We start from the raw sequence: 23050 nt of genomic DNA, 5'->3' as shown, positions 1-23050 counted from the left end.
CTTCTTCAGGAAGGATTCGAGAGATTACACCTTTGTTACCATGTCGTCCAGCCATTTTATCGCCTTCATGTATTTTACGTTTTTGAACGATATAAACACGGGCAAGCTGGTTAACACCTGGTGGAAGTTCATCTCCATCTTCTCGGTTAAACACTTTGACATCATGTACAATTCCGCCGCCGCCATGTGGTACGCGAAGGGATGTATCACGAACTTCACGAGCTTTTTCACCAAAGATAGCGTGTAATAGACGTTCTTCAGCTGTAAGTTCAGTTACACCTTTAGGCGTTACCTTACCAACAAGTAAATCTCCGTCTTTTACTTCAGCACCAATACGGATAATACCGCGTTCATCGAGGTTGCGCAAAGCGTCTTCCCCTACGTTTGGTATGTCTCTCGTAATTTCTTCAGGTCCAAGCTTCGTATCACGAGACTCTGATTCATATTCTTCAATATGGATCGAGGTATAAACATCATCTTTTACAAGACGTTCACTCATAATAATCGCATCTTCATAGTTATAGCCATCCCAAGTCATGAATGCAACAAGTACATTTCGGCCTAGTGCCAATTCGCCTTTTTCCATCGAAGGTCCATCTGCAAGGATTTCTCCTCTAACAACTTCATCTCCAACACTTACAATCGGACGTTGGTTATAACAAGTTCCTTGGTTGGAACGAATAAATTTCTGCATACGGTATTTATCAAGGTTACCTTTTACTTGTTTACCGTCTACTTCGCTGACACGTCGTACCCAAACTTCACGGGATTCAACATGCTCTACGATACCAGGCTGTTTACAGATAACAGCTGCACCAGAATCTTTCGCTGATACATACTCCATACCTGTACCCACCCGCGGTGCTTCAGGCTGCATTAAAGGCACTGCTTGACGCTGCATGTTCGCTCCCATAAGAGCACGGTTGGAGTCATCATTCTCAAGGAATGGAATACAAGCCGTCGCAGCTGATACAACCTGCTTAGGAGAAACATCCATGTAATCGACGCGATCACGTGGAACAACAGTGTTCTCACCACGGAAACGGGCAACGACTTTGTCATCAAGGAATGAACCATCATCAGACAATTTTACGTTTGCTTGTGCGGTTACATAGTTATCTTCTTCATCAGCAGTTAGATAATCAATTCTACTAGTTACCTTCCCTGTTTCCGGGTCAACCCGACGGAAAGGTGTTTCAATAAACCCAAATGGGTTAACTTTTGCATAACTAGATAATGAGTTAATTAAACCAATGTTCGGTCCCTCAGGTGTTTCAATCGGACACATACGACCATAGTGGGAATAGTGAACGTCACGTACTTCGAATCCAGCACGTTCCCTTGTTAAACCACCGGGTCCAAGCGCTGACAGACGACGTTTATGCGTCAATTCTGCTAACGGGTTTGTTTGGTCCATGAACTGAGACAACTGCGAGCTGCCAAAGAACTCTTTAATAGAGGCAATAACAGGTCGAATATTGATTAATTGCTGTGGTGTAATTGTGTTTGTATCTTGAATAGACATTCTTTCACGAACAACACGTTCCATCCGTGACAAACCAATTCTAAATTGATTTTGAAGCAATTCACCTACAGAACGAAGACGACGGTTACCCAAATGATCAATATCATCTGTTATTCCGACACCATGCAGCAAGTTAAAGAAGTAACTAATTGAAGAAATAATATCAGCTGGCGTGATGTTTTTCACTTTAGTTGAAACATTCGCGTTACCGATAATATTAATAACTTTTTCCCCATCAGGATCAATAGGAGCATATACTTTAATAGGTTGAAGAATGGTATCTTCCTCTACTACGCCGCCCACTGGCTGATAAGATTTATTTCCAATTCCAGCTTCAAGAAACGGAATAATCCGATCTAAAATACGTCGATCAAGCACTGTACCGGATTCAACGATAATTTCACCTGTTTCGGGATCAATTAACGTTTCTGCAATACGCTGGCCTAGCAAACGGTTTTTGATATGAAGCTTTTTATTAATTTTGTAACGACCAACATTCGCTAAATCATAACGTTTAGGATCGAAGAAGCGTGTAACCATAAGGCTTTTCGCATTTTCAACTGTTGGTGGTTCTCCTGGACGTAAACGCTCATAGATTTCTAGAAGTGCTTTATCCACACTCTCAGTGTTATCTTTTTCAAGCGTATTTCTGATGTATTCGTTATCACCGATTAAATCAATGATTTCTTGGTCTGTTCCGAACCCAAGGGCACGTAACAATACAGTAATCGGTAATTTTCTAGTACGGTCAATTCTTACATAAACAACATCTTTGGCATCAGTTTCAAACTCAAGCCAAGCACCGCGGTTCGGAATGACAGTAGCTGTGAATCCACGTTTACCGTTCTTATCCATTTTCCCGTTGTAGTACACACTAGGTGAACGAACGAGCTGTGAAACGATAACACGTTCCGCACCATTAATTACAAAGGTACCGGTTTCGGTCATCAGTGGGAAGTCACCCATGAATACATCTTGGTCTTTGACTTCGCCTGTTTCTTTATTTACCAGTCTTACTTTGACACGAAGAGGCGCAGAATACGTTACATCACGCTCTTTTGTTTCTTCAACTGGATACTTTGGATCAGCTAGGCTGTAATCAATAAAATCTAACGATAAATTACCTGTAAAATCTTCGATAGGTGAAATATCCTGGAACATTTCACGTAATCCTTCATCCAAGAACCACTGGTACGAAGCTGTTTGAATTTCAATTAGGTTTGGTAATTCCAAAACCTCACTAATTCTTGCATAACTTCTACGTTGGCGGTGCCGTCCATACTGAACAAGTTGACCTGTCAACTGATTCACCCCTTAAATCAAGCGTTAATAAGGATCAATTTGCTTCGGAAACTGCATAATTCCTCAGACAAAAAGAAAATGGTTTTCATTATAAAAACCACTATTTCTCATAAAACGAACTATTATTTATATATTTTTCCCATTTTAACCAATGTCTATACTTAAGAAGTATAAAAATTAGCATAGTAAAGGAATTATATATATGCATTTTATAATACTAACATAGCAAAAAAACAGAGTCAAACTTTTTTAGATACAAGAATAAAATAGCCCTTGCTTTTTGCTGCTACTTCAACGTTTCCAAAGAGATTCTCCATCTTTTCCATAGCTGAAGGCGCCCCTTGTTTCTTTTGTATAACTACCCAAAGCATACCACCTGGAATTAGGTGTTGAAAGCTTTCGGTAAGAATTGCATGAACCACACTTTTTCCAGCCCTGATGGGAGGATTAGTTAGAATGGCAGATAACCGAGTGGATGTTACTCCTTCTAGACGATCACTTTCATGAACCTCAACATTTCTAATGCGGTTCAATTCAGCATTTTCCTTCGCCAGCTCTACTGCTCTGCTGTTAATATCGATCATTTCTATGTTTTTTTCGGGATATGATGCCGCAATGGATATTCCGATAGGGCCATAGCCGCATCCAACATCGAGGATATCCCCTTCTAGCTCTTCATCAAGCGTAAAGGTTTCAATTAAGAGGCGGGAACCAAAATCAATATCGTTTTTTGAGAATACACCGTTATCACTTTTAAAGCGAAAACTGCGACCTCTTAACGTATAGTCCCAATATTTCGGATTGCTTTCGACATCCGGCTTCTGTGTGTAGTAATGATCCGCCAGGGTCATCTCCTCCTTATAGAAAGAAATAGTTGAAGATTATTAAGAGAGAAGGTTATTGAAGAGTAAGTAGTTTGTTTTCCATGTGATGGATAGCAATAGCTTCGCTTTCTGGAACAGCCTTCATGGTTCTGGATTTAGTAAGCGAAAAAAAGCCCGCCAAATTTCAGCGAGCTTTTTTTCAGAAAGAATTACTTAACTTCAACGCCAGCTCCAACTTCTTCAAGTTTAGCTTTGATTTCTTCAGCATCAGCTTTAGAAACGCCTTCTTTAACAGTTTTCGGTGCGTTATCAACAACTTCTTTAGCTTCTTTAAGACCTAGGCCTGTGATTTCGCGAACAGCTTTGATAACTTTGATTTTTTGGTCTCCAGCAGATGCAAGGATAACTTCAAATTCAGTTTGTTCTTCAGCAGCACCAGCGTCAGCTCCGCCAGCTACAGCTACAGGAGCAGCAGCAGTTACGCCAAATTCTTCTTCGATTGCTTTTACAAGGTCGTTTAATTCTAAAACAGTCATATTTTTAACTGCTTCAATGATTTGATCTTTAGTCATTGTATATTTCCTCCTAAAGGTATGGGTTTTTTTATTAATTATAAAAGAATTAGCTTACGCGCCTTGTTCTTCTTTTTGTTCTGCAACAGCTTTTGCAGCAAGAGCAAGACCGCGCATAGGTGCTTGTAGCACACTAAGCAGCATAGAAAGCAAGCCTTCGCGTGATGGTAGTTCTGCAAGTGCTTTGATTTCTTCAGCAGATGCAACATTACCTTCGATAACTCCGGATTTAATTTCTAATGCTTCATGTTTCTTCGCGAAATCATTAAGGATTTTCGCTGGAGCAATAACATCTTCGTTAGAGAATGCAATTGCATTTGGACCAGTTAGAGAGTCAACTAAACCAGATAGTTCAGCTGCTTCAGCAGCACGACGAACCATTGAGTTTTTGTATACTTTAAACTCAACGCCGGCTTCACGAAGTTGTTTACGCAGTTCTGTTACTTCAGAAACAGTTAGACCGCGGTAATCAACAACAACAGTTGATTGGCTGGCTTTTAATTTATCAGTAATCTCATCAACCAGTTTAACCTTATGTTCAATAATGGCGCTCATCCTTACACCTCCTGTTAGATTTGCTTGAAAACATTTATACCGGTCAAAGAAAATGCCCCCATATCTTGCAGACATGGAGGCAGTAATTACAAGTTCATAGTCAACGACTATTTATCGAATTACCTCGGCAGGATATTAAGCTCAAAAGAGCTCCTGCTGTCTACGGTACAAATGGTATTCAATTATTCACAACAAAACATATTATAACAACAATATCTTTGTTATGTCAATTTATTTTTTAGAAAGAAGAAGGATCTACTTTCACACCAGGACCCATTGTAGTTGTTACAGAAACGCTCTTCATGTAAGTTCCTTTAGCAGCCGCTGGTTTTGCTTTGATTAATGTATCATAAATTGTTGTAAAGTTTTCAACAAGTTTGTTGTCTTCGAAAGAAGTTTTACCAATAGGAGCATGGATGATACCTGTTTTTTCAACACGGTATTCAACTTTACCAGCTTTAATTTCGTTAACAGCTTTCGTTACGTCGAAAGTAACTGTTCCCGTTTTAGGATTTGGCATTAAGCCTTTTGGTCCTAATACGCGTCCAAGTTTACCAACTTCACCCATCATATCTGGAGTAGCAACGATTACGTCGAAATCAAACCAACCTTTTTGGATCTTTTCGATGTAGTCTGTATCACCAAAGTAATCAGCACCAGCTGCTTCAGCTTCTTTAGCTTTTTCACCTTTAGCAAATACTAAAACGCGTTGAGTTTTACCAGTTCCGTTTGGAAGCACTACTGCTCCACGAATTTGCTGGTCAGCTTTCTTAGGGTCAACACCCAGACGGAATGCTACTTCAACAGTTGCATCGAAATTTACAAAACTAGTCTTTTTAGCAAGTTCTACTGCTTCTGCAACTGCATAAGCTTTAGAGTTGTCAATTAACTTTACTGCTTCAAGATACTTTTTACCTTTTTTAGCCATGATATATAATCCTCCTAGATTGTGGTTTTAACGGAATAACCTCCCACGAATAAAGGTTGCGAGTATCAGTCGCAACCCCGTAGAACACTTACTTAAGCACGAATCAATCTTCGATTGTGATACCCATGCTGCGAGCAGTACCTTCAACCATACGCATTGCAGACTCAACGTTTGCAGCGTTTAGATCGGGCATTTTAGTTTCAGCAATCTCGCGTACTTGATCACGCTTGACTACAGCAACTTTAACACGGTTAGGTTCACCAGAACCAGATTCGATTCCAGCTGCTTTTTTAAGTAAAACAGCAGCAGGTGGAGTCTTTGTTATAAATGTAAATGAACGGTCTTCGAATACCGTAATTTCAACTGGAATAATAAGACCCGCTTGGTCTGCTGTACGAGCGTTGAACTCCTTACAGAATCCCATGATGTTAACTCCAGCTTGACCAAGTGCAGGACCAACTGGCGGTGCCGGATTTGCTTTTCCAGCAGGAATTTGCAATTTAACCATTTTAATTACTTTTTTAGCCACGAGACACACCTCCTTATAAGTCTAAGTCCGTGATGTGGTAATAGGGGTTTTCCCCTCCCACTCATCTATATTCTTTATAGTTATAATAATAAAATAAAGAATGTTTTCCTAAATCAGGTCTGTATTGTAAACATACTGACCTTTAAAATTTTATCACTTTCAAAATAAGAATTCAAGTTTTTTCAAATTATATTTTTTCCACCTGATTAAAGTCTAGTTCAACCGGGGTGTCACGACCGAACATATTAACAAGAACTCGTACCTTGCCTTTATCTTTGTCCAGCTCTTCAATAGCACCAGCAAAGGTAGCAAATGGACCTTCTTTAACTTGAACCGTATCGCCAACTTCATAATCAACTTCGTAACGCTGTTCGTTAACACCCATACGTTTAAGAACAACCTCGATTTCTTCATCGAGAAGCGGTGTTGGTTTTGAACCTGCACCTGAAGAACCAACGAAACCAGTTACGCCTGGTGTATTACGGACAACATACCATGAATCATCCGTCATGATAATTTCGACCAAAACATATCCAGGAAATACTTTTCTCTTAACTACTTTTTTCTTGCCGTCTTTTACTTCAGTTTCTTCTTCTTCAGGAACAACTACACGGAAGATCTTATCTTCCATCCCCATCGTTTCTACTCGTTTTTCAAGATTTGCCTTCACCTTATTTTCATAACCAGAATAAGTGTGTACGACGTACCAATTTTTTTCCATTTTTACTAGGACTAGTTCGTCCTTCCCTCCCCGTGAAATAACATTTATGATTGTTGCTATTATATCTATCTGCTGCATGTCTCTATTACTAACAATCTATCCGCCTTTGCAGCTGTAAGAAAAAAGACAAATTAAAAAACCCGTCACCGGGCTTTTTGCTTCTTGATATGATTCTATCACTATTATACCTTATTTTCGAATCTCTTATTCAATAACTAGACGAATTAATTTAGAAAGTCCAAAATCCACCACTGTAAAGAACAGGGCCATGAACACCACAGTTGTGATGACGATGATTGTGTATTTCGTAAGCTCTTTCCGTTTTGGCCAGCTTACCTTTTTCATCTCGCGTGCAACATTACGGAAAAAGTCAGTAATACGTTTCATGAATGCAACCTCCAAGCGATAGCTTCTGTCAATCTATTTAAACTTTATTATTTCGTTTCTTTATGGATTGTATGGGCGTTGCACGTACTGCAGTATTTTTTGATTTCTACTCGTTCTGAACTTGTTTCCTTATTACTTTCGGAACTATAGTTTCTTGAGCTGCAATCGTTACAGGCCAAAATAATCTTTTTTCTCATATAATACACCTATCCTAACTTTACGTTAAAAATGTATCACGGCTGTCTTTTTTTGTCAATCGGTTACAGAAAATCTTTATCTGCGGTCACTGTGTAAGTTCCCTCACCTCTAGGTAGCGTTCCAGCTTCCTTTTCACACGCTGCAGAGCATTATCAATGGATTTGACATGGCGGTTTAGTTCTTCTGAAATTTCTTGATATGACTGCCCGTCCAAATACAGAGCTAACACCTTCCGTTCCAAATCGCTTAGCAGCTCAGCCATTTTGATTTCAATATCATCGAATTCTTCTTGATTTATGATTAGCTCCTCAGGATCCAGAACCTTCGTTCCTGATATAACATCCATCAGCGTACGGTCGGACTCCTCGTCATAAATAGGCTTGTCCAATGAAACATAAGAATTGAGCGGGATATGTTTTTGCCGGGTAGCAGTCTTAATTGCGGTTATAATTTGCCGAGTAATACACAACTCAGCGAACGCTTTAAAAGAAGAGAGCTTGTCTCCTTTAAAATCGCGTATTGCCTTGTAAAGACCAATCATGCCTTCTTGGACTATATCTTCCTTATCTGCACCAATTAAAAAGTACGTCCGTGCCTTTGCCCTTACAAAATTACGATATTTTTGGATCAAATAATCCAGCGCTTCGCTGTCCCCTTTGTGTACCAAGTCTACCAATACATCATCATCAAACTGTAAATAGTTTTCATTCAGTTTCATTCCGAAGTTGATACCCACACTTTATCCCCCTGACCGAACAAAATACTTAACCAATATTATACAGTAGAGGAATTTTGTCCGTCAACAGCTCATAATTTCCCACGGCGCCATTTTTCAAAGGTTTCCGCCACTTCATCTGTAAGAGGAATCTTGGATACCGGCTTTTTTTTAACCGTTACCCGGACATCTTTTTCAATATCCCGATGAATCTGTTCCATCTCAATTAGGAGTTCGCGTGCAGATATACGTAAGGCTCCTCGTCCAAAAACGACCCATTGTTCTGTGAGATCTGAGGTAGCTACATGCACTTGTGTTTTGACATTATTAAGAGAGATTGCCATCTTTTCAATCCGCTCATCAGCCGTTTCATTTTCTTTAGTAAAAATAATTTCAATTTTGTGGTTTTTGTATTTCCGCTCTATTCCTTGGACAAATTGTGCATCGAAGACAACAATTACCCTGATGCCTGTGAAAGCCTGATATTCAGCCATCTGCTCAATCAATCGATCTCGTGATGCAGCAAAATCCCGCTCTTTCAATTCTCTTAATTCCGGCCAGGCCCCGATTATGTTGTAACCGTCCACCAGCAGAATGGTATTCATCCCTATTCTCCCAGCGGGTTTCTTTTACGGTAGACCTCATACATCAATAAACTTGCTGCAACGGACGCATTTAGGGAAGTAACCTTTCCTACCATCGGCATTTTAATAAGAAAATCACACTTCTCCTTAATTAAACGGCCCATTCCTTTTCCTTCACTGCCAATAACAAGACCAACTGCCATCTTGCCATCCATGTTCCGGTAATCATCAGTTCCTTTTGCATCAGTACCGACAATCCATACACCACGTTCTTTTAACTCATCTATAGCTCTTGCCATATTCGTCACTCGAGCCACTGGAATATATTCAATAGCTCCCGTCGATGATTTAGCAACTGTTGCGGTTAGACCGACTGCTCTTCGTTTAGGAATTAAAATACCATGAGCTCCTGTTGCATCTGCAGTCCTCATGATTGAACCAAGATTGTGAGGATCTTCAATTTCATCAAGCAAAATAAAGAATGGTGCTTCATTTCTAGATTCAGCCAAGGCAAATAAATCGTCAATTTCTGCATAGGCGTATGCAGCGACTTGTGCAACGACCCCTTGATGAATTCCCTCCACCATTTGATCAATTTTTTTCCGCGGAACGTATTGAATTAATACTTGCTGTTCAATGGCCATTGCGATAATTTGCTGCATCTGTCCTTTTTGAGAACCCTCAGCAATCCATATTTTGTTTATATCACGTTCAGATCGTAATGCCTCTAAGACCGGATTCCTTCCGATCGTATACTCCATACTCATGATTTCATCTCCCTTTTTTCTGTTTCAATGTATTCAATGGAAGCCTCAACTAACGCTTCTAGTCTGTCGATTTTTTTCGCTAAATAAAGATAACCCATTAATGCCTCAAAGGCTGTCCCATAACGATAGGTTTGTACGTCCGTGTTCTTTGGCACAGAACCCGATTTTGCATTCCTGCCTCGACGAGCAACAGCTAATTCTTCCTCAGATAACTGATTTGTTTCGATAAAAAAATGAATGATTTTACTTTGCGCTTTGGCCGACACAAAAGACGTTGCCTCTCTATGAAGAAAGTGAGGCTTAACCGCTCCTTTTTGAATGAGGTGATGCCGAATATAGGTTTCATATACGGCATCGCCAATGTAGGCAAGAGCCAAGCTGTTTAAATATCTTTCGTCAATTTTATCATCATAATGTAACATGTTTCATCCTCGTTTCCATCTTGTGCCCTGAGGAGTGTCTTCTAATATAATATTCATGTCCTTTAAACGATCACGGATATCATCAGAAAGTTGGAAATCACGGTCTCTGCGTGCTTGATTCCGCTGTTCAATTAATAATTCAATATCCTCATCCAGCAACTGATCTTCTGTCAGCGACAATCCAAGAACACCAAATAACTGTTCAAATTCACCAATAAATGCTTCAATCACCGTTTTGTCTGTGTTTTTCTCCATGAGGTAATAATTCGCCTGCTTGGATAACTCAAACAAAACAGAAATTGCATTTGCTGTATTAAAATCATCATCCATTTCACGAATAAATTCAGCATCTAAATTCGCTATTTTCTGCAGCCATTCCTCATTTTGATTCGTCAATCCTGTACTTATATCCAGTCGATGCTTGAGGTTTTGATAAGACGTTTTTAACCGACCCAGTGCTGCCGTTGTCTTTTCTACTAATTCTTCACTATAGTTAATTGGGTGGCGATAATGGACAGACAGCATGAAGAATCTTAATACTTGCGGATCATGGTGTTTAATAATGTCATGAACAAGCACAAAATTACCAAGAGATTTCGACATTTTTTCGTTATCTATATTAATGTACCCATTATGCATCCAATAGTTAGCAAACGTCTTACCTGTTAAGGCTTCTGACTGTGCAATTTCATTTTCATGATGCGGGAAGGTGAGGTCCTGCCCCCCTGCATGGATATCAATAGTATCCCCTAGGTATTTCCTCGCCATAGCTGAGCACTCAATGTGCCATCCTGGACGGCCCGTTCCCCACGGACTCTCCCAAGATATTTCGCCATCTTTTGCAGTTTTCCATAAGGCGAAATCCAGAGCATCTTGTTTCTTTTCACCTACTTCAATACGTGCACCCACACGCAGCTCATCAATCGATTGCTGAGACAACTTCCCGTACCCATCAAATTTACGGGTACGGTAATATACGTCTCCTTCTGATTCATAAGCATAGCCGCGGTCCACTAATTCTTTAATAAATTCAATAATGACATCCATATTATCCATAACCGTTGGATGGGCATCCGCTTTTTTGCAGCCTAATGCTGAGACATCTTCAAAGTAGGCTTTAATAAATCGGTCTGAGATGGTCGGGACATCTTCCCCGAGCTCCTTAGCAACTCGGATTAACTTGTCATCAACGTCCGTAAAATTCGACACAAACTGCACATCATACTCGCGATGCTCGAAGTACCTGCGAACGGTATCAAAGACGATGGCTGGTCGTGCATTACCGATATGAATGTAATTATAGACAGTAGGTCCGCAGACATACATCTTGACCTTACCTTCTTCAAGCGGTGTGAATACTTCCTTTTTTCTCGTCAGCGTATTATAGATTTTTATGGTCATGTTCTTTGCTCCTTTTCTTCCTTCCGACTGCGAAGCTCTGCTTTAAGAAGAGCTACTTCCTGTTCAAGCTCTTTAAAACGATCTGCAATTGGGTCTGGAAGATCTGTATGGTTTAAGTCTTTTTTAATTCGTATACCATCTTGAATAACTACTTTTCCTGGTATGCCAACCACAGTAGAATTAGGCGGCACTTCTTTGAGGACCACTGATCCGGCGCCAATCTTTGAATTTTCTCCGACTGTTATTGACCCAAGCACTTTAGCTCCTGTGGCGATTAGAACATTATCCTTAATCGTTGGATGACGTTTCCCTTTTTCTTTCCCCGTTCCCCCTAGAGTGACCCCCTGGAATACCGCAACATTATCCCCAATTTCGCATGTTTCACCAATCACAATTCCCATTCCATGATCAATAAAAAATCGTCTGCCAATTTGGGCGCCTGGATGAATTTCAATACCCGTGAAGAAACGGCTGACTTGTGATATAAACCTGGCTAGAAAAAAGAATTTACGTCTATAAAAAGCATGAGCGAGCCTATGTCCCCATATGGCATGCAGCCCTGAATAGGTCAACACGACTTCAATATAGGTACGAGCAGCCGGATCCTGATCGAAGATAACCTCTATGTCTTCCTTTAACATTTTAAACAACGTCGTTACCTCCATCACCTTTCATTTCCTTATCTTTTACCGACATACAAAAAACGCCCCTGTCATATAGACAGAGACGCTTGCAGGCGCGGTTCCACTCTGTTTGACATGACCTTAATTGTTTTTGTTTCATCAACAAAACAAGCCATCCCCAACTTAATCCCTATAACGGAGGATCTTCCGCCCTTACCTAGCAGCTGAAGCTGTTTCAGTAAGGGACTCAAGGGTGCATTTCGAAAAACGAGAAACTTAAATCACTTTCAGCATATGTGATTCTCTCTATAAGCATCGTTTTTCTACTTCTCCCCATCTTCGTGTTAATCACTATAATTATTTAATACTATATTATATATTCAACGAATTGTTAACTTAAAATACTCTCTAGGCGTTGTTTAATTTTTTCTTTGCCTAATAAAGAGATCGCCTTCGGTAAGTCCGGTCCGTGCGTTTGTCCTGTCACTGCAGCACGAATGGGCATGAATAGTTTCTTGCCTTTATGGCCGGTTCCTTTTTGAACTGCCTTTATGGCTTTTTTGATTTCGTCAGGTTGGAAATTTTCAATAGCTTCAACTTCTTGAAGGAAAGCCTGCATTACTTCTGGCACCTGCTCCTCAGAAAGTACTTCTTTGGCCTCTGCCTCGAATTCAATGTCATCCTTGAAGAAAATCTCAGACAGACTAACAATCTCAGCACCAAAGCTCATTTGCTCCTGATAAAGTGAAACTAAATCTGTTACCCATTCCATTTCACTTTCAGTTAATTCGCTGGATACTCTGCCGGATTTCACAAGATGTGGTAAAGCTAATTCTACCGCTTTTCCTGTTTCGACCTGCTTCACGTATTGATTATTCATCCAAGCAAGCTTCTGTTGATCAAATAGTGCTGGTGATTTGGATAAACGAGCTGGATCAAAAATTTCAACTAATTTTTCCTTAGTGAATAGTTCTTCTTCTCCAACTGGCGACCAGCCGAGTAAGGTAATAAAATTGAATAATGCTTCTGGAAGATAGCCTAATTCTTCATACTGCTCAATAAACTGTATGATTGACTCATCACGCTTACTCAATTTCTTACGGCTTTCATTAACGATTAATGTCATATGACCAAAGATTGGCGGTTCCCAGCCAAATGCATCATAAATCATTAACTGCTTCGGCGTATTCGTAATATGATCATCACCGCGAAGAACGTGAGAGATTTTCATCAAATAATCATCTACCGCTACAGCAAAGTTATAGGTAGGAATTCCATCCTTTTTCACAATGACGAAATCACCAATACCATCGGATTCAAAGGATACTTCATCCTTAACCATATCCTTGAAAGTCAAAATCTTTCCTGCTGGTACAGCAAAGCGAATACTAGGTTTTCTTCCCTCATTTGCTAAACGTTCTCTGTCCTCATCAGTTAAATGACGGCATTTTCCCGAATAATGCGGTGTTTCATTACGAGAAACTTGTTCTTCTCGCTCTGCTTCAATTTCTTCTTCTGTACAATAGCACTTATAAGCAAGTCCTTTTTCTAGAAGCTGATCATAGAGCTCTTTATAAATATCTAACCGTTCAGATTGACGATACGGGGCATATTCTCCACCTATATCAATACTTTCATCCCAATCCATTCCAAGCCACTTTAGATATTTAAGCTGACTTTCTTCTCCGCCTGCGATGTTACGTTTTAAATCTGTGTCTTCAATTCGAATAATGAATTTACCACCAGTACTTCTTGCAAAAAGATAATTAAATAAAGCGGTACGTGCATTTCCTATATGTAAATGCCCAGTCGGACTTGGTGCATAACGAACCCGAATATCACTGCTCATTTTTTGACGCCTCCTAAATTCCTCTATGTAAGCTTATATATAGTTTATCATTTCTATGGGTGAGAATAAAGGTTCAGAGAAATACCATCAATCAGCCTTTACTAAAAGAACTACTACTTGTGATGCAATCCCTTCACCACGACCTGTAAATCCAAGTTTTTCAGTGGTCGTTGCCTTAACATTTACTTGGCTTGGAGCGGCTTCTAACAGCTCTGCTATCTTTGATCTCATCTCTTCAATATAAGGGGCCATTTTTGGACTTTGTGCAATAATCGTACAATCCGCATTACCCAGTACATAGCCCTCTTTTTTCACAATGCCCCATACATGCTTTAATAATTCAGCTGAATCAGCATCCAAGAAATTAGGATCCGTGTCTGGGAAATGTTTCCCTATATCGCCAGCCCCAATAGCTCCAAGACAGGCATCGGCTACAGTATGCAGTAATACATCTGCATCCGAGTGCCCCAATAGTCCTTTTTCATAGGGAATTGTTATTCCACCAATAATCAGCGGACGCCCCTCAACCAGTTGGTGAACGTCATATCCTTGTCCAATTCGAAACATAGATTTCTCTCCTTATCCCTTAAATGAGCGTTGTTTTTGTAAAATTGCTTCTGCAAAATATAAATCTTCTTGAGTGGTTATTTTTATGTTATCATATTCGCCTTCTATAATGATAACGGGTTCGTTAATTCTCTCAAGGAGACTTGCATCATCAGTACCTAAGAAGCCCTCACTATCAGCGATATCATGAGCTTTCGTCAATAGCGGCACACGAAAAGCTTGTGGTGTTTGAACAGCCCACAAGCTTGATCGTTCTACCGTTTCAACAACTATATTATCTGTTGCTTTCTTAATTGTATCCTTAACAGGAACTGCAAGCACCGCTCCTCCATGAGTCATGGCGGCTTCTGTTAGTTGATAAATAAGCGCATGATTGATAAAAGGACGTGCCCCATCATGAACCAGTACTATATCGGTTTCAGCATGAAGGACCTTTATGCCATTATAAACACTTTGCTGCCGCTCTTTACCACCCGATACCCACTGTTTGATTTTTTTCAACTTATACGTTGCTATTAAATTAGCAAACATCTCTTCTTCATCCGGATTAATGGCCAAAATAATGCCTGTACATTGAGGGTCTTCATCAAAGACTCTCAATGTGTAGACAATAATTGGCACTCCAGATAACTCGAGAAATAACTTGTTCTTTCCCGCCTTCATTCTTTTTCCTTGCCCTGCAGCTGGAATCACTACTTCATACATATCGTTACTCCCTATTATAAAGCTTTTTCTAGAATTTTTGGCTTAGCAAAAATCATTCTTCCTGCAGACGTTTGAAGAACACTAGTAACCAGCACATCAATTCGTTTGCTGATAAAGTCTCTTCCACCTTCTACAACAATCATCGTTCCATCGTCCAGATAAGCAATTCCCTGGTTTTGTTCCTTACCATCTTTAATCACTTGTACATTCATTTCTTCACCTGGCAGCACAACCGGTTTCACGGCATTCGCAAGGTCATTGATATTTAGAACTGGTACACTCTGAAATTCACAAACTTTGTTTAAATTAAAATCATTGGTCACAACGACTCCATTCGCAACCTTTGCAAGCTTGACCAATTTTGCATCAACTTCCTGTATCTCTTCAAAATCACCTTCGTACATCTCTACTTTAACTGAAAGCTCTTTTTGAATACGATTAAGAATATCAAGACCCCGCCTGCCACGGTTTCGTTTTAAGGCATCAGACGAATCAGCAATATGCTGCAGCTCTGCTAAAACAAATTGAGGAATCACAATCGTGCCTTCTAAAAAACCGGTCTGACAGATATCTGCTATGCGCCCATCAATAATAACACTTGTATCAAGAATTTTGAGCTTACTTGCTCCTTCAACCACTTCTTCAGGATCCGTATCCTTCTTCTTATTCGTTCTAAACAATGTTAATAGCTCATCACGCTTTTTAAATCCAACTTGAAAACCGAGATAACCAAATAACAATGTTAAGAGAATAGGCGCAACAGTATTCACTATAGGAACCTGAATTGCATTTAGAGCAGAACCAAACATAAATGCAACCAGCAGTCCAACTAATAAACCAACACTCCCGAAAATAATATCTGTAATAGGAGCTTTTATCAGCGTTTCCTCCAGCCACTTCATAAATTCGACCACGTACTCTATTGCCCAAAACGTAATAAGATAAAATATAATTGCACCTAAAATAGCTGATACATAAGGATTGTTTATAAATGCAAAATTATCTGTCTGAATAACATTAAATAGTTCAGGAATTAACACAATTCCCAGTGTTCCGCCTACTATTAAAAAACAAGCTTGTATGATGCGTTTTAACATTCCTTCACCTCCCTATTATCATTATTAACATATTTTTAAAAATGAAACATTTACGTGTATATTTTTCCTTCTATATTGCCATAATTCCGCCTAATACCACGGCGCAGCGTGTCTCTCTCATTCATTTCTAGACTAGCACCCAGAATTTTACGTGTCAAAAATAATTCTCTCTTGACACATAATATCTGTTTTTACTTACATTCGCCGCTCAGCCAAAAATTGATTTTTCAAGATTTTGAGTCCTTCTTGAATTTTTTTTGCTCTGACTTCTCCGATTCCTTCCACTTCATCAAGCTCTTGTGTGGAGGCTTTTGTAATATTACCGAAGTTTTTAAAACGAGCGACTAGATTATCGACAATTAATAATGGGAGACGAGGAATTTTATGCAGGATCCTGTATCCTTTTGGATGGATTATTTCATCCAAATGAATATATCCGTTGTGTCCGAGAATTTTTAATACTACACTCTCCTCATGTTTTTCCTGCTGAGCTAGCTCATGCATACGGCTAAGAATAGAAGCCGGCTGTTCTTCTGTATGATTTGAATAATCCTTAATCAGCAGCAGACCTTCTGTTTCTAAGGTAGCTAACAGTTCATTCATTTGCAGCTGTATTAAACGCCCCTCGGTACCTAATTCATTTAAATAGGCTGCAAGCTCTGCTTTAATACGCAGCACCATTAAGTAACGGTGAAATACCTGCAGCAAATCGGCATAACGAACCACTTCTTCATACTCCATTAAGCCGAGATCCGTTATGCTCTGCTGAAACACAACTTTATATTTCTCCAGTGTTTGTACAGCCAGATTGGCTTTCGCGAGAATAACTTCTATATCTTTTAATACATACCGAAAAGTCCCTTGATATAACGTAATGATGTTCCGCCGCTGTGAAATGGCAATCACCATTGCTTTGGTCTCTCTGGCGACCCTCTCAGCAGTCCTGTGACGCATTCCGGTTTCCCTAGAAGGAACTGTTGTGTCTGGTGCCAGCTGAGCATTAGCAAGGATAATTCGATCAGCTTTATCATTTAGAATAATGGCTCCATCCATTTTGGCTAATTCATACAGGGTGCTGGGTGTGAAGGTACAATTAATCGGAAACCCGCCATCTACTACCAAACGGACTTTTTCTGAACTTCCAATTACAATTAAACCACCTGTATTAGCACGCAGGACATTATCTATGCCTTCTCGCAAGGGGGTTCCTGGTGCCACTAGTTGAAGAATATCCAATCTCATTTTTTCATATGTCTTCTTATCGGTCATCTTCACCCTCCTCCACCTATTTAAGAGTCTTCACAACGGTGAAACGTCTGCTAATCAGAGGGTTCTAATTTCTCACAACTAGTTTAGCCGCCTCCTTCATGCAGTTTAGTCCCTCTTCTGGTTAGTCCAGCTAACTGACGAAATAACATCAACAGCCGGGCTCTAAAGGGTATTACTCCTTATCCTTATCGTTAACTTTGAAAAAAATAACTACTTTATAAATTATATAGAACCCTGCTATTATCCTTCTTAAAATTCCTTTCATTTATCGACTGTTTCTGCAAGTCACATTCGAAAAAGTGATTTTTGGAGAATTATAAAAAAAACAGAGGTACACGGTATGAAAACACGTGTACCTCCGTGAAGGATCTATTTGTTATTATTTACTAGTATCAACAGTTTCCCCATCTTTTATGGTGAATTCACCGTTTTCGACGTCCATAATAATTTTCTTTCCTTTTACGATGGTTCCTTTAAGTAATTCTTCGGAAAGATAATCTTCCACATGTTTTTGAATAGCCCGGCGAATTGGTCGTGCTCCGTATTCCGGGTTATATCCTTCATCTGCTATCTTTTCTTTTGCTTTATCTGTAAGTTCTAAGAAGATGTCTTGTTCTTTCAAACGTTCTGTTAACTGATTGGTCATTAATGAAACAATTTCCTTCAGATGTTTTTTCTCAAGTGAATGGAATACGATGGTCTCATCGATACGATTTAGGAATTCTGGACGGAAAGCGCGTTTTAGCTCTTCCATGACTTTTCCTTTCATATCTGAATACCCATTAGCCTCACTCTGTACAGCAAATCCAACATATTTATTCATTCTTAACGCGGATGCCCCGACATTCGATGTCATAATTAAAAGCGTATTTCTAAAATCAACGGTTCTGCCTTTAGAATCAGTTAGTCTTCCATCTTCAAGCACTTGCAGAAGGATGTTAAATACATCTGGATGTGCTTTTTCAATTTCGTCCAGCAGTACTACTGAATACGGCTTACGACGGACTTTCTCTGTCAACTGGCCGCCTTCTTCATAGCCTACATATCCTGGAGGTGAACCAACTAGACGTGAAGTCGAATGTTTTTCCATATACTCAGACATATCAATACGGATCATCGCGTTTTCATCGCCAAAGATTGACTCAGCAAGTGCTCTTGCTAATTCTGTTTTACCAACCCCAGTCGGCCCTAGGAAAATGAATGAACCAGTTGGTCGTTTTGGATCCTTTAACCCTGCTCTTGAACGTCTAACTGCCTTTGAAACAGCTTTAACGGCTTCGTCCTGACCGATAACCCTGTCATGAAGAATAGCCTCCATGTTCAATAACTTATCTGATTCAGTCTGTGCCAGTCGTGTTACAGGCACTCCAGTCCAGCTTGATACGACATGGGCAATATCTTCTACAGTAACTTCACTATTTTCTTGGCCCTGCTTTTCTTTCCATACTTTCTTCGTTTCGTCCAACTGTTCACGTAATCGCTGTTCTGTATCTCGAAGCGATGCAGCTTTTTCAAATTCTTGACTCTGCACTGAAGAATCCTTTTCTTTGCGCACTTCATCAAGTTTCAGTTCAAGCTCTTTTAAATTTGGAGGAGTTGTATAGGAACGAAGTCGAACCTTTGAACCTGCCTCATCGATTAAATCAATCGCTTTGTCTGGAAGGAAACGATCAGAGATATAACGATCTGACATTTTTACAGCCGCATCGATAGCCTCATCTGTAATGGACACACGGTGATGGGCTTCATAACGGTCACGTAATCCTTTAAGGATTTGAATAGACTCATCTATAGTAGGCTCATTAACGGTTATCGGTTGGAATCGACGCTCAAGCGCTGCATCTTTTTCAATATACTTACGGTATTCATCGAGTGTTGTAGCACCAATACATTGAAGTTCTCCACGAGCTAGAGAAGGTTTTAAGATATTAGAAGCATCGATAGCTCCTTCTGCTCCTCCTGCACCAATTAACGTATGAAGTTCATCAATGAAAAGAATGATGTTTCCGGCCTGACGGATTTCGTCCATAACCTTCTTCAATCGATCCTCAAATTCTCCACGATATTTAGTTCCTGCTACCACGGTTCCCATATCAAGAGTCATTACTCGTTTATCGCGTAAAATTTCTGGTACTTCATTATTAATAATCTGCTGCGCAAGACCTTCAGCAATGGCTGTTTTACCAACACCCGGCTCACCAATTAAAACAGGATTGTTTTTAGTACGTCGGCTAAGGACCTCAATGACACGCTGAATTTCCTTACCTCTGCCAATAACCGGATCAAGACTTCCTTCACGTGCAATGGCTGTTAGATCTCGAGCCAGACTGTCTAGAGTAGGCGTACTTGCGTTTGCTGATGTCGAGCCTTGATGACTGCCTGACTCATTACTGCCTAGCAATTGTAATACCTGTTGACGAGCTTTATTCAAACTTACACCAAGATTATTAAGTACACGGGCAGCTACCCCTTCACCCTCGCGGATTAATCCAAGTAACACATGTTCTGTTCCCACATAAGAATGGCCTAATTTGCGTGCCTCATCCATTGAAAGTTCAATCACTTTTTTTGCCCGCGGTGTATAATGAATCGTTTGTGCCGTTTCTTGACCCCGACCAATCAGATTTTCAACTTCCTTCTGAATTTTATCAGAGCCCAATCCAAGTGCGTAAAGAGCTTTAGCAGCAATTCCTTCTCCTTCGCGCACAAGGCCGAGCAGAATATGTTCCGTACCGATATTATTATGTCCTAAACGTATAGCTTCCTCTTGTGCCAATGCTAATACTTTTTGCGCTCTTTCAGTAAAACGACCAAACATCATAGGTTAAATCCTCCTTAAGAATTTTCGTTTTTCTCCAGTTTTAACCGTTCGCGAATTAACGATGCTCTGCGAATGTCACGTTCATATGCCTGTAACGGTCCTCCAGCGTATTTTTGTAAAAATCCCGGCTGGGTTAAGATCATCAACTCATTTAGAATTGTTTTAGAGATACTATCAATATATCCAAGGTCGATGCCTAAGCGTACATCAGATATACAGGTAGCCGCTTCTTTGGATTCAATAATTCTTGCATTAATCAGCGTACCGAATGACCGGTAAATCCGATCTTCAAGTTGTATATGCGAGGTCTTCGCGAGAGCATTTCTAGATGATCTCTCTTGCGCGATTATCTGTTGAACGACACTCGTTAAATCGTTTACGATATCCTTCTCTGATTTGCCTAGAGTAATCTGATTCGATATTTGAAAAATATTCCCCAGAGCCTCACTGCCCTCACCGTAGGTTCCTCTTACTACTAAGCCAAGCTGGTTCATAGCTGGAATAATTTGATTTAATTGTTGAGTTAGAACCAGACCAGGTAAATGCATCATGACTGAAGCTCTTAACCCCGTCCCCACGTTTGTTGGGCAGCTGGTCAAATACCCGCGTTCTTCATCATATGCATAGTCAACGGTTTCCTCAACCAAATCATCAATATGATTAGCCATTTGTAATACTTCCGTCAGCTGCAGACCAGGAGCTAAGCATTGAATTCGAATATGGTCTTCCTCATTAATCATAATGGATACCTTCTCGTTGTCAGATAAGAGACAAGCTCCAAAAGAAGAATCACTTGCTAAATTCGGGGAGATTAAATGCTTTTCGACTAACACTCTTTTATGCAGAGGTTCAAGTGAATCCATTTCCAGTAATTCTAACTGGCCGCACTCACTTATCTTCTTACCTGCAAACTCCTTTTTAATTAACTCAATGACTTCCTGTCCTTCTTCATCCGAAAACACTGTTGGAAAAGTAAAGTCTTTAAAATTTCTCGCTAACCTCACTCTAGAACTTAATACAATATCCGTATCAGGACCGTCCTCATTCATCCAAGAACTCAAAGCACTCTGTACAAATCGTTCAAAACTCATGATTGAGGCCCCCCATCAACGTGACGATCATTTTGTTTCTCAAGCGAACGAATCTCATCTCTAATTTCCGCCGCTTTTTCAAATTCTTCTTTTTCAATTAAATCTTTTAAAACCTCTTTTAACTGTGCCACTTGCTTCCGAAGATGAATCGTATCACCCATCCTGCTTGGAATCTTACCAATATGGGCAGTATTGCCGCTATGCACTCTTTTTAAAATCGGATTCAGTTGATTATCAAATGTTTTATAACAATCCTCACAACCAAATTTGCCTACATGGACAAACTCTTTGAAAGAAAGGTTACAACGCTTACAGCGCAGCTCCTCTGTTTTAGGCTTCGCACTCGCCGTAGATGACTGAAATATAGGTTCAATATTTAATAATCCTGATAGTAAATTATTAAAAGAGAAACCCTGCCCTGCTTGATTAATATAAACCTCGCCCATTTCCTGAGCACACTTCTCACAAATATGAATTTCATTCTTCTCGCCATTTATAAACTTTGTAAAATGGAGAGTCGCTGGCATCTGATTACATTCTTGACAAAGCATCATTATCACCTCAGCAAAAACCCTATTTATACTTTAATGTAGTTAACATTGCTTTCAATATCCTCGACCTAAGCTCATCACGTTCTGGCAAATCAATATAAATGACTGAACGATCAATAACACTCATCATGATTTTTGCTTCACGGTTATTAATAATTTCTTCTTCGACTAAACGACTTATCATTCCTTCAGCAGCAGCTTGCGAAACCCGCATGCCAATTAAAGATAGTAATTGATCAATTAAATCCACATCATCATACGATTGAACTTTCATGATTCTGATATACCCGCCGCCGCCTCGTTTACTTTCTACTAAATATCCGCGTTCAATGGTGAACCTAGTATTAATCACATAATTTATTTGGGAAGGTACACACTGAAATTTATCAGCAATTTCACTTCTTTTAATTTCAAGTGTGTCATTTTGACTCATTTCAAAAATTTTCTTTAAATAAATTTCGATAACATCGGATATATTTCTCACCTATCCTCCCCCGTCCTGACTTTGACTATATTTGACTAATATTATACAAATGAATGTTTTTATTTGCAACTTTAACGCATTTTCTCATTCATAAATTATTTTTTCCATTTAAGTCCATTTACACACGTACATTTTAAAATTTGCTTATATTTGCAGTATACCTCCTATAGCTGCTGATAAAACACTTTGATAATTTAAATAACTACCTTAAAGAGTCCTAAATTAACTTTATTTTAAAAAAGTCCAAGGGGAGCAATTTCAAGAAAGCATGCTGACAACATATATATTTGCCATTTATAGCATTATTCCTTTCCGGAGCATCATATTTTAAAGGGGGTTTTGAAAATGGGTTGCTGGTCTTTATTGAAGTATACATGCTGCCTTCTAGACTTTTTTCATGGGGGGTATTTTATCTCTTTTTTTGCTATTCCTGCTATCAATCCCGTCTGGATGCGTATTCCCGTCTGAGACCACGTTAATCCCGTCTGGACCCTGCATATACCCGTCTAGAGGCTGCTTATTCCCGTCTGGGCACTATTTACGAAAAAAAACACAAAAAAAGA

24 protein-coding genes and 2 other annotated features are annotated in these 23050 nt (G+C 39.6%); all 24 genes read right to left on the bottom strand.

The annotated features are described in order from the left end of the window. A partial coding sequence (gene rpoB, locus WYK_RS02690) for a DNA-directed RNA polymerase subunit beta (RefSeq protein WP_040373030.1) occupies positions 1-2827 on the bottom strand: 2827 nt, incomplete at its 3' end. A 239-nt stretch (positions 2828-3066) separates the two neighbouring features. After that, positions 3067-3672 carry a class I SAM-dependent methyltransferase gene (locus tag WYK_RS02685; RefSeq protein ID WP_040373031.1) on the bottom strand — a complete coding sequence of 202 codons (606 nt, stop codon included), beginning with the start codon at positions 3670-3672 and terminating at the stop codon, positions 3067-3069. 188 nt (positions 3673-3860) lie between these two features. Continuing rightward, entirely contained in the window at positions 3861-4223 is a 363-nt protein-coding gene (gene rplL / locus WYK_RS02680) for a 50S ribosomal protein L7/L12 (RefSeq protein ID WP_040373029.1), read from the bottom strand. 54 nt (positions 4224-4277) lie between these two features. Then, complete coding sequence (rplJ, locus tag WYK_RS02675; RefSeq protein ID WP_040373027.1) at positions 4278-4778, bottom strand: 50S ribosomal protein L10; 501 nt, start codon at positions 4776-4778, stop codon at positions 4278-4280. A 39-nt stretch (positions 4779-4817) separates the two neighbouring features. Next, positions 4818-4962, bottom strand: a sequence feature (ribosomal protein L10 leader region). A 54-nt stretch (positions 4963-5016) separates the two neighbouring features. Next, positions 5017-5706 (bottom strand): 50S ribosomal protein L1, encoded by a 690-nt coding sequence (gene rplA, locus WYK_RS02670; protein WP_040373025.1) that lies wholly within the window; start codon positions 5704-5706, stop codon positions 5017-5019. A 103-nt stretch (positions 5707-5809) separates the two neighbouring features. Continuing rightward, entirely contained in the window at positions 5810-6235 is a 426-nt protein-coding gene (gene rplK, locus WYK_RS02665) for a 50S ribosomal protein L11 (protein WP_040373023.1), read from the bottom strand. A gap of 187 nt (positions 6236-6422) precedes the next feature. Then, a complete protein-coding gene (gene nusG / locus WYK_RS02660) occupies positions 6423-6956 on the bottom strand; it encodes a transcription termination/antitermination protein NusG (RefSeq protein ID WP_040373021.1) in 534 nt (177 codons plus the stop codon). 204 nt (positions 6957-7160) lie between these two features. Continuing rightward, the gene (gene secE, locus WYK_RS02655) at positions 7161-7343 is read right to left on the bottom strand and encodes a preprotein translocase subunit SecE (protein WP_040373019.1); all 183 of its coding nucleotides are present in this window, start codon (positions 7341-7343) and stop codon (positions 7161-7163) included. A gap of 47 nt (positions 7344-7390) precedes the next feature. Next, positions 7391-7540 (bottom strand): 50S ribosomal protein L33, encoded by a 150-nt coding sequence (gene rpmG / locus WYK_RS23640; protein WP_081704729.1) that lies wholly within the window; start codon positions 7538-7540, stop codon positions 7391-7393. Positions 7541-7626: 86 nt separating this feature from the next. Then, the gene (gene sigH, locus WYK_RS02650; RefSeq protein ID WP_161629093.1) at positions 7627-8259 is read right to left on the bottom strand and encodes an RNA polymerase sporulation sigma factor SigH; all 633 of its coding nucleotides are present in this window, start codon (positions 8257-8259) and stop codon (positions 7627-7629) included. Positions 8260-8348: 89 nt separating this feature from the next. After that, entirely contained in the window at positions 8349-8861 is a 513-nt protein-coding gene (locus WYK_RS02645; RefSeq protein WP_040373015.1) for an NYN domain-containing protein, read from the bottom strand. Between the two features lie 2 nt (positions 8862-8863). Continuing rightward, positions 8864-9607: a 23S rRNA (guanosine(2251)-2'-O)-methyltransferase RlmB gene (gene rlmB / locus WYK_RS02640; RefSeq protein WP_040373013.1), complete on the bottom strand. Its 744-nt coding sequence runs from the start codon at positions 9605-9607 to the stop codon at positions 8864-8866. Beyond that, a complete protein-coding gene (locus WYK_RS02635; RefSeq protein ID WP_040373011.1) occupies positions 9604-10029 on the bottom strand; it encodes a Mini-ribonuclease 3 in 426 nt (141 codons plus the stop codon). The genes rlmB and WYK_RS02635 overlap by 4 nt, the downstream gene beginning before the upstream one ends. Positions 10030-10032: 3 nt before the next feature. Beyond that, complete coding sequence (gene cysS / locus WYK_RS02630) at positions 10033-11430, bottom strand: cysteine--tRNA ligase (protein ID WP_040373010.1); 1398 nt, start codon at positions 11428-11430, stop codon at positions 10033-10035. After that, the gene (gene cysE, locus WYK_RS02625) at positions 11427-12080 is read right to left on the bottom strand and encodes a serine O-acetyltransferase (RefSeq protein WP_040373009.1); all 654 of its coding nucleotides are present in this window, start codon (positions 12078-12080) and stop codon (positions 11427-11429) included. Before cysE ends, cysS begins: the two co-directional genes overlap by 4 nt. A gap of 69 nt (positions 12081-12149) precedes the next feature. Further along, positions 12150-12402: a binding site (T-box leader), on the bottom strand. A 42-nt stretch (positions 12403-12444) separates the two neighbouring features. Beyond that, positions 12445-13902, bottom strand: coding sequence for a glutamate--tRNA ligase (gene gltX / locus WYK_RS02620; protein ID WP_040373008.1), 1458 nt, complete (start codon positions 13900-13902; stop codon positions 12445-12447). Positions 13903-13989: 87 nt separating this feature from the next. Continuing rightward, entirely contained in the window at positions 13990-14469 is a 480-nt protein-coding gene (gene ispF, locus WYK_RS02615; protein WP_040373007.1) for a 2-C-methyl-D-erythritol 2,4-cyclodiphosphate synthase, read from the bottom strand. Between the two features lie 12 nt (positions 14470-14481). Next, positions 14482-15174, bottom strand: a complete 693-nt coding sequence (ispD, locus tag WYK_RS02610) for a 2-C-methyl-D-erythritol 4-phosphate cytidylyltransferase (protein ID WP_040373006.1) — start codon at positions 15172-15174, stop codon at positions 14482-14484. Positions 15175-15188: 14 nt separating this feature from the next. Further along, entirely contained in the window at positions 15189-16271 is a 1083-nt protein-coding gene (locus WYK_RS02605) for a PIN/TRAM domain-containing protein (protein WP_040373004.1), read from the bottom strand. A gap of 195 nt (positions 16272-16466) precedes the next feature. Next, a complete protein-coding gene (disA, locus tag WYK_RS02600; protein WP_040373003.1) occupies positions 16467-17540 on the bottom strand; it encodes a DNA integrity scanning diadenylate cyclase DisA in 1074 nt (357 codons plus the stop codon). Positions 17541-17919: 379 nt separating this feature from the next. Next, positions 17920-20361, bottom strand: a complete 2442-nt coding sequence (gene clpC / locus WYK_RS02595) for an ATP-dependent protease ATP-binding subunit ClpC (RefSeq protein ID WP_040373001.1) — start codon at positions 20359-20361, stop codon at positions 17920-17922. A 14-nt stretch (positions 20362-20375) separates the two neighbouring features. Next, complete coding sequence (locus WYK_RS02590; protein ID WP_040373000.1) at positions 20376-21452, bottom strand: protein arginine kinase; 1077 nt, start codon at positions 21450-21452, stop codon at positions 20376-20378. After that, complete coding sequence (locus WYK_RS02585; RefSeq protein ID WP_326239008.1) at positions 21449-21979, bottom strand: UvrB/UvrC motif-containing protein; 531 nt, start codon at positions 21977-21979, stop codon at positions 21449-21451. Before WYK_RS02585 ends, WYK_RS02590 begins: the two co-directional genes overlap by 4 nt. Positions 21980-22025: 46 nt before the next feature. Further along, positions 22026-22487, bottom strand: coding sequence for a CtsR family transcriptional regulator (locus WYK_RS02580; RefSeq protein ID WP_040372998.1), 462 nt, complete (start codon positions 22485-22487; stop codon positions 22026-22028). Between the last annotated feature and the right edge of the window lie 563 nt (positions 22488-23050).

The organism is Peribacillus psychrosaccharolyticus ATCC 23296 (assembly GCF_000305495.1).
GTDB classification, from domain to species: Bacteria; Bacillota; Bacilli; order Bacillales; family DSM-1321; genus Peribacillus; species Peribacillus psychrosaccharolyticus.
The sequence above is the reverse complement of the archived record's forward strand: the minus strand, read 5'-3'. Positions and strand labels throughout refer to the sequence as shown.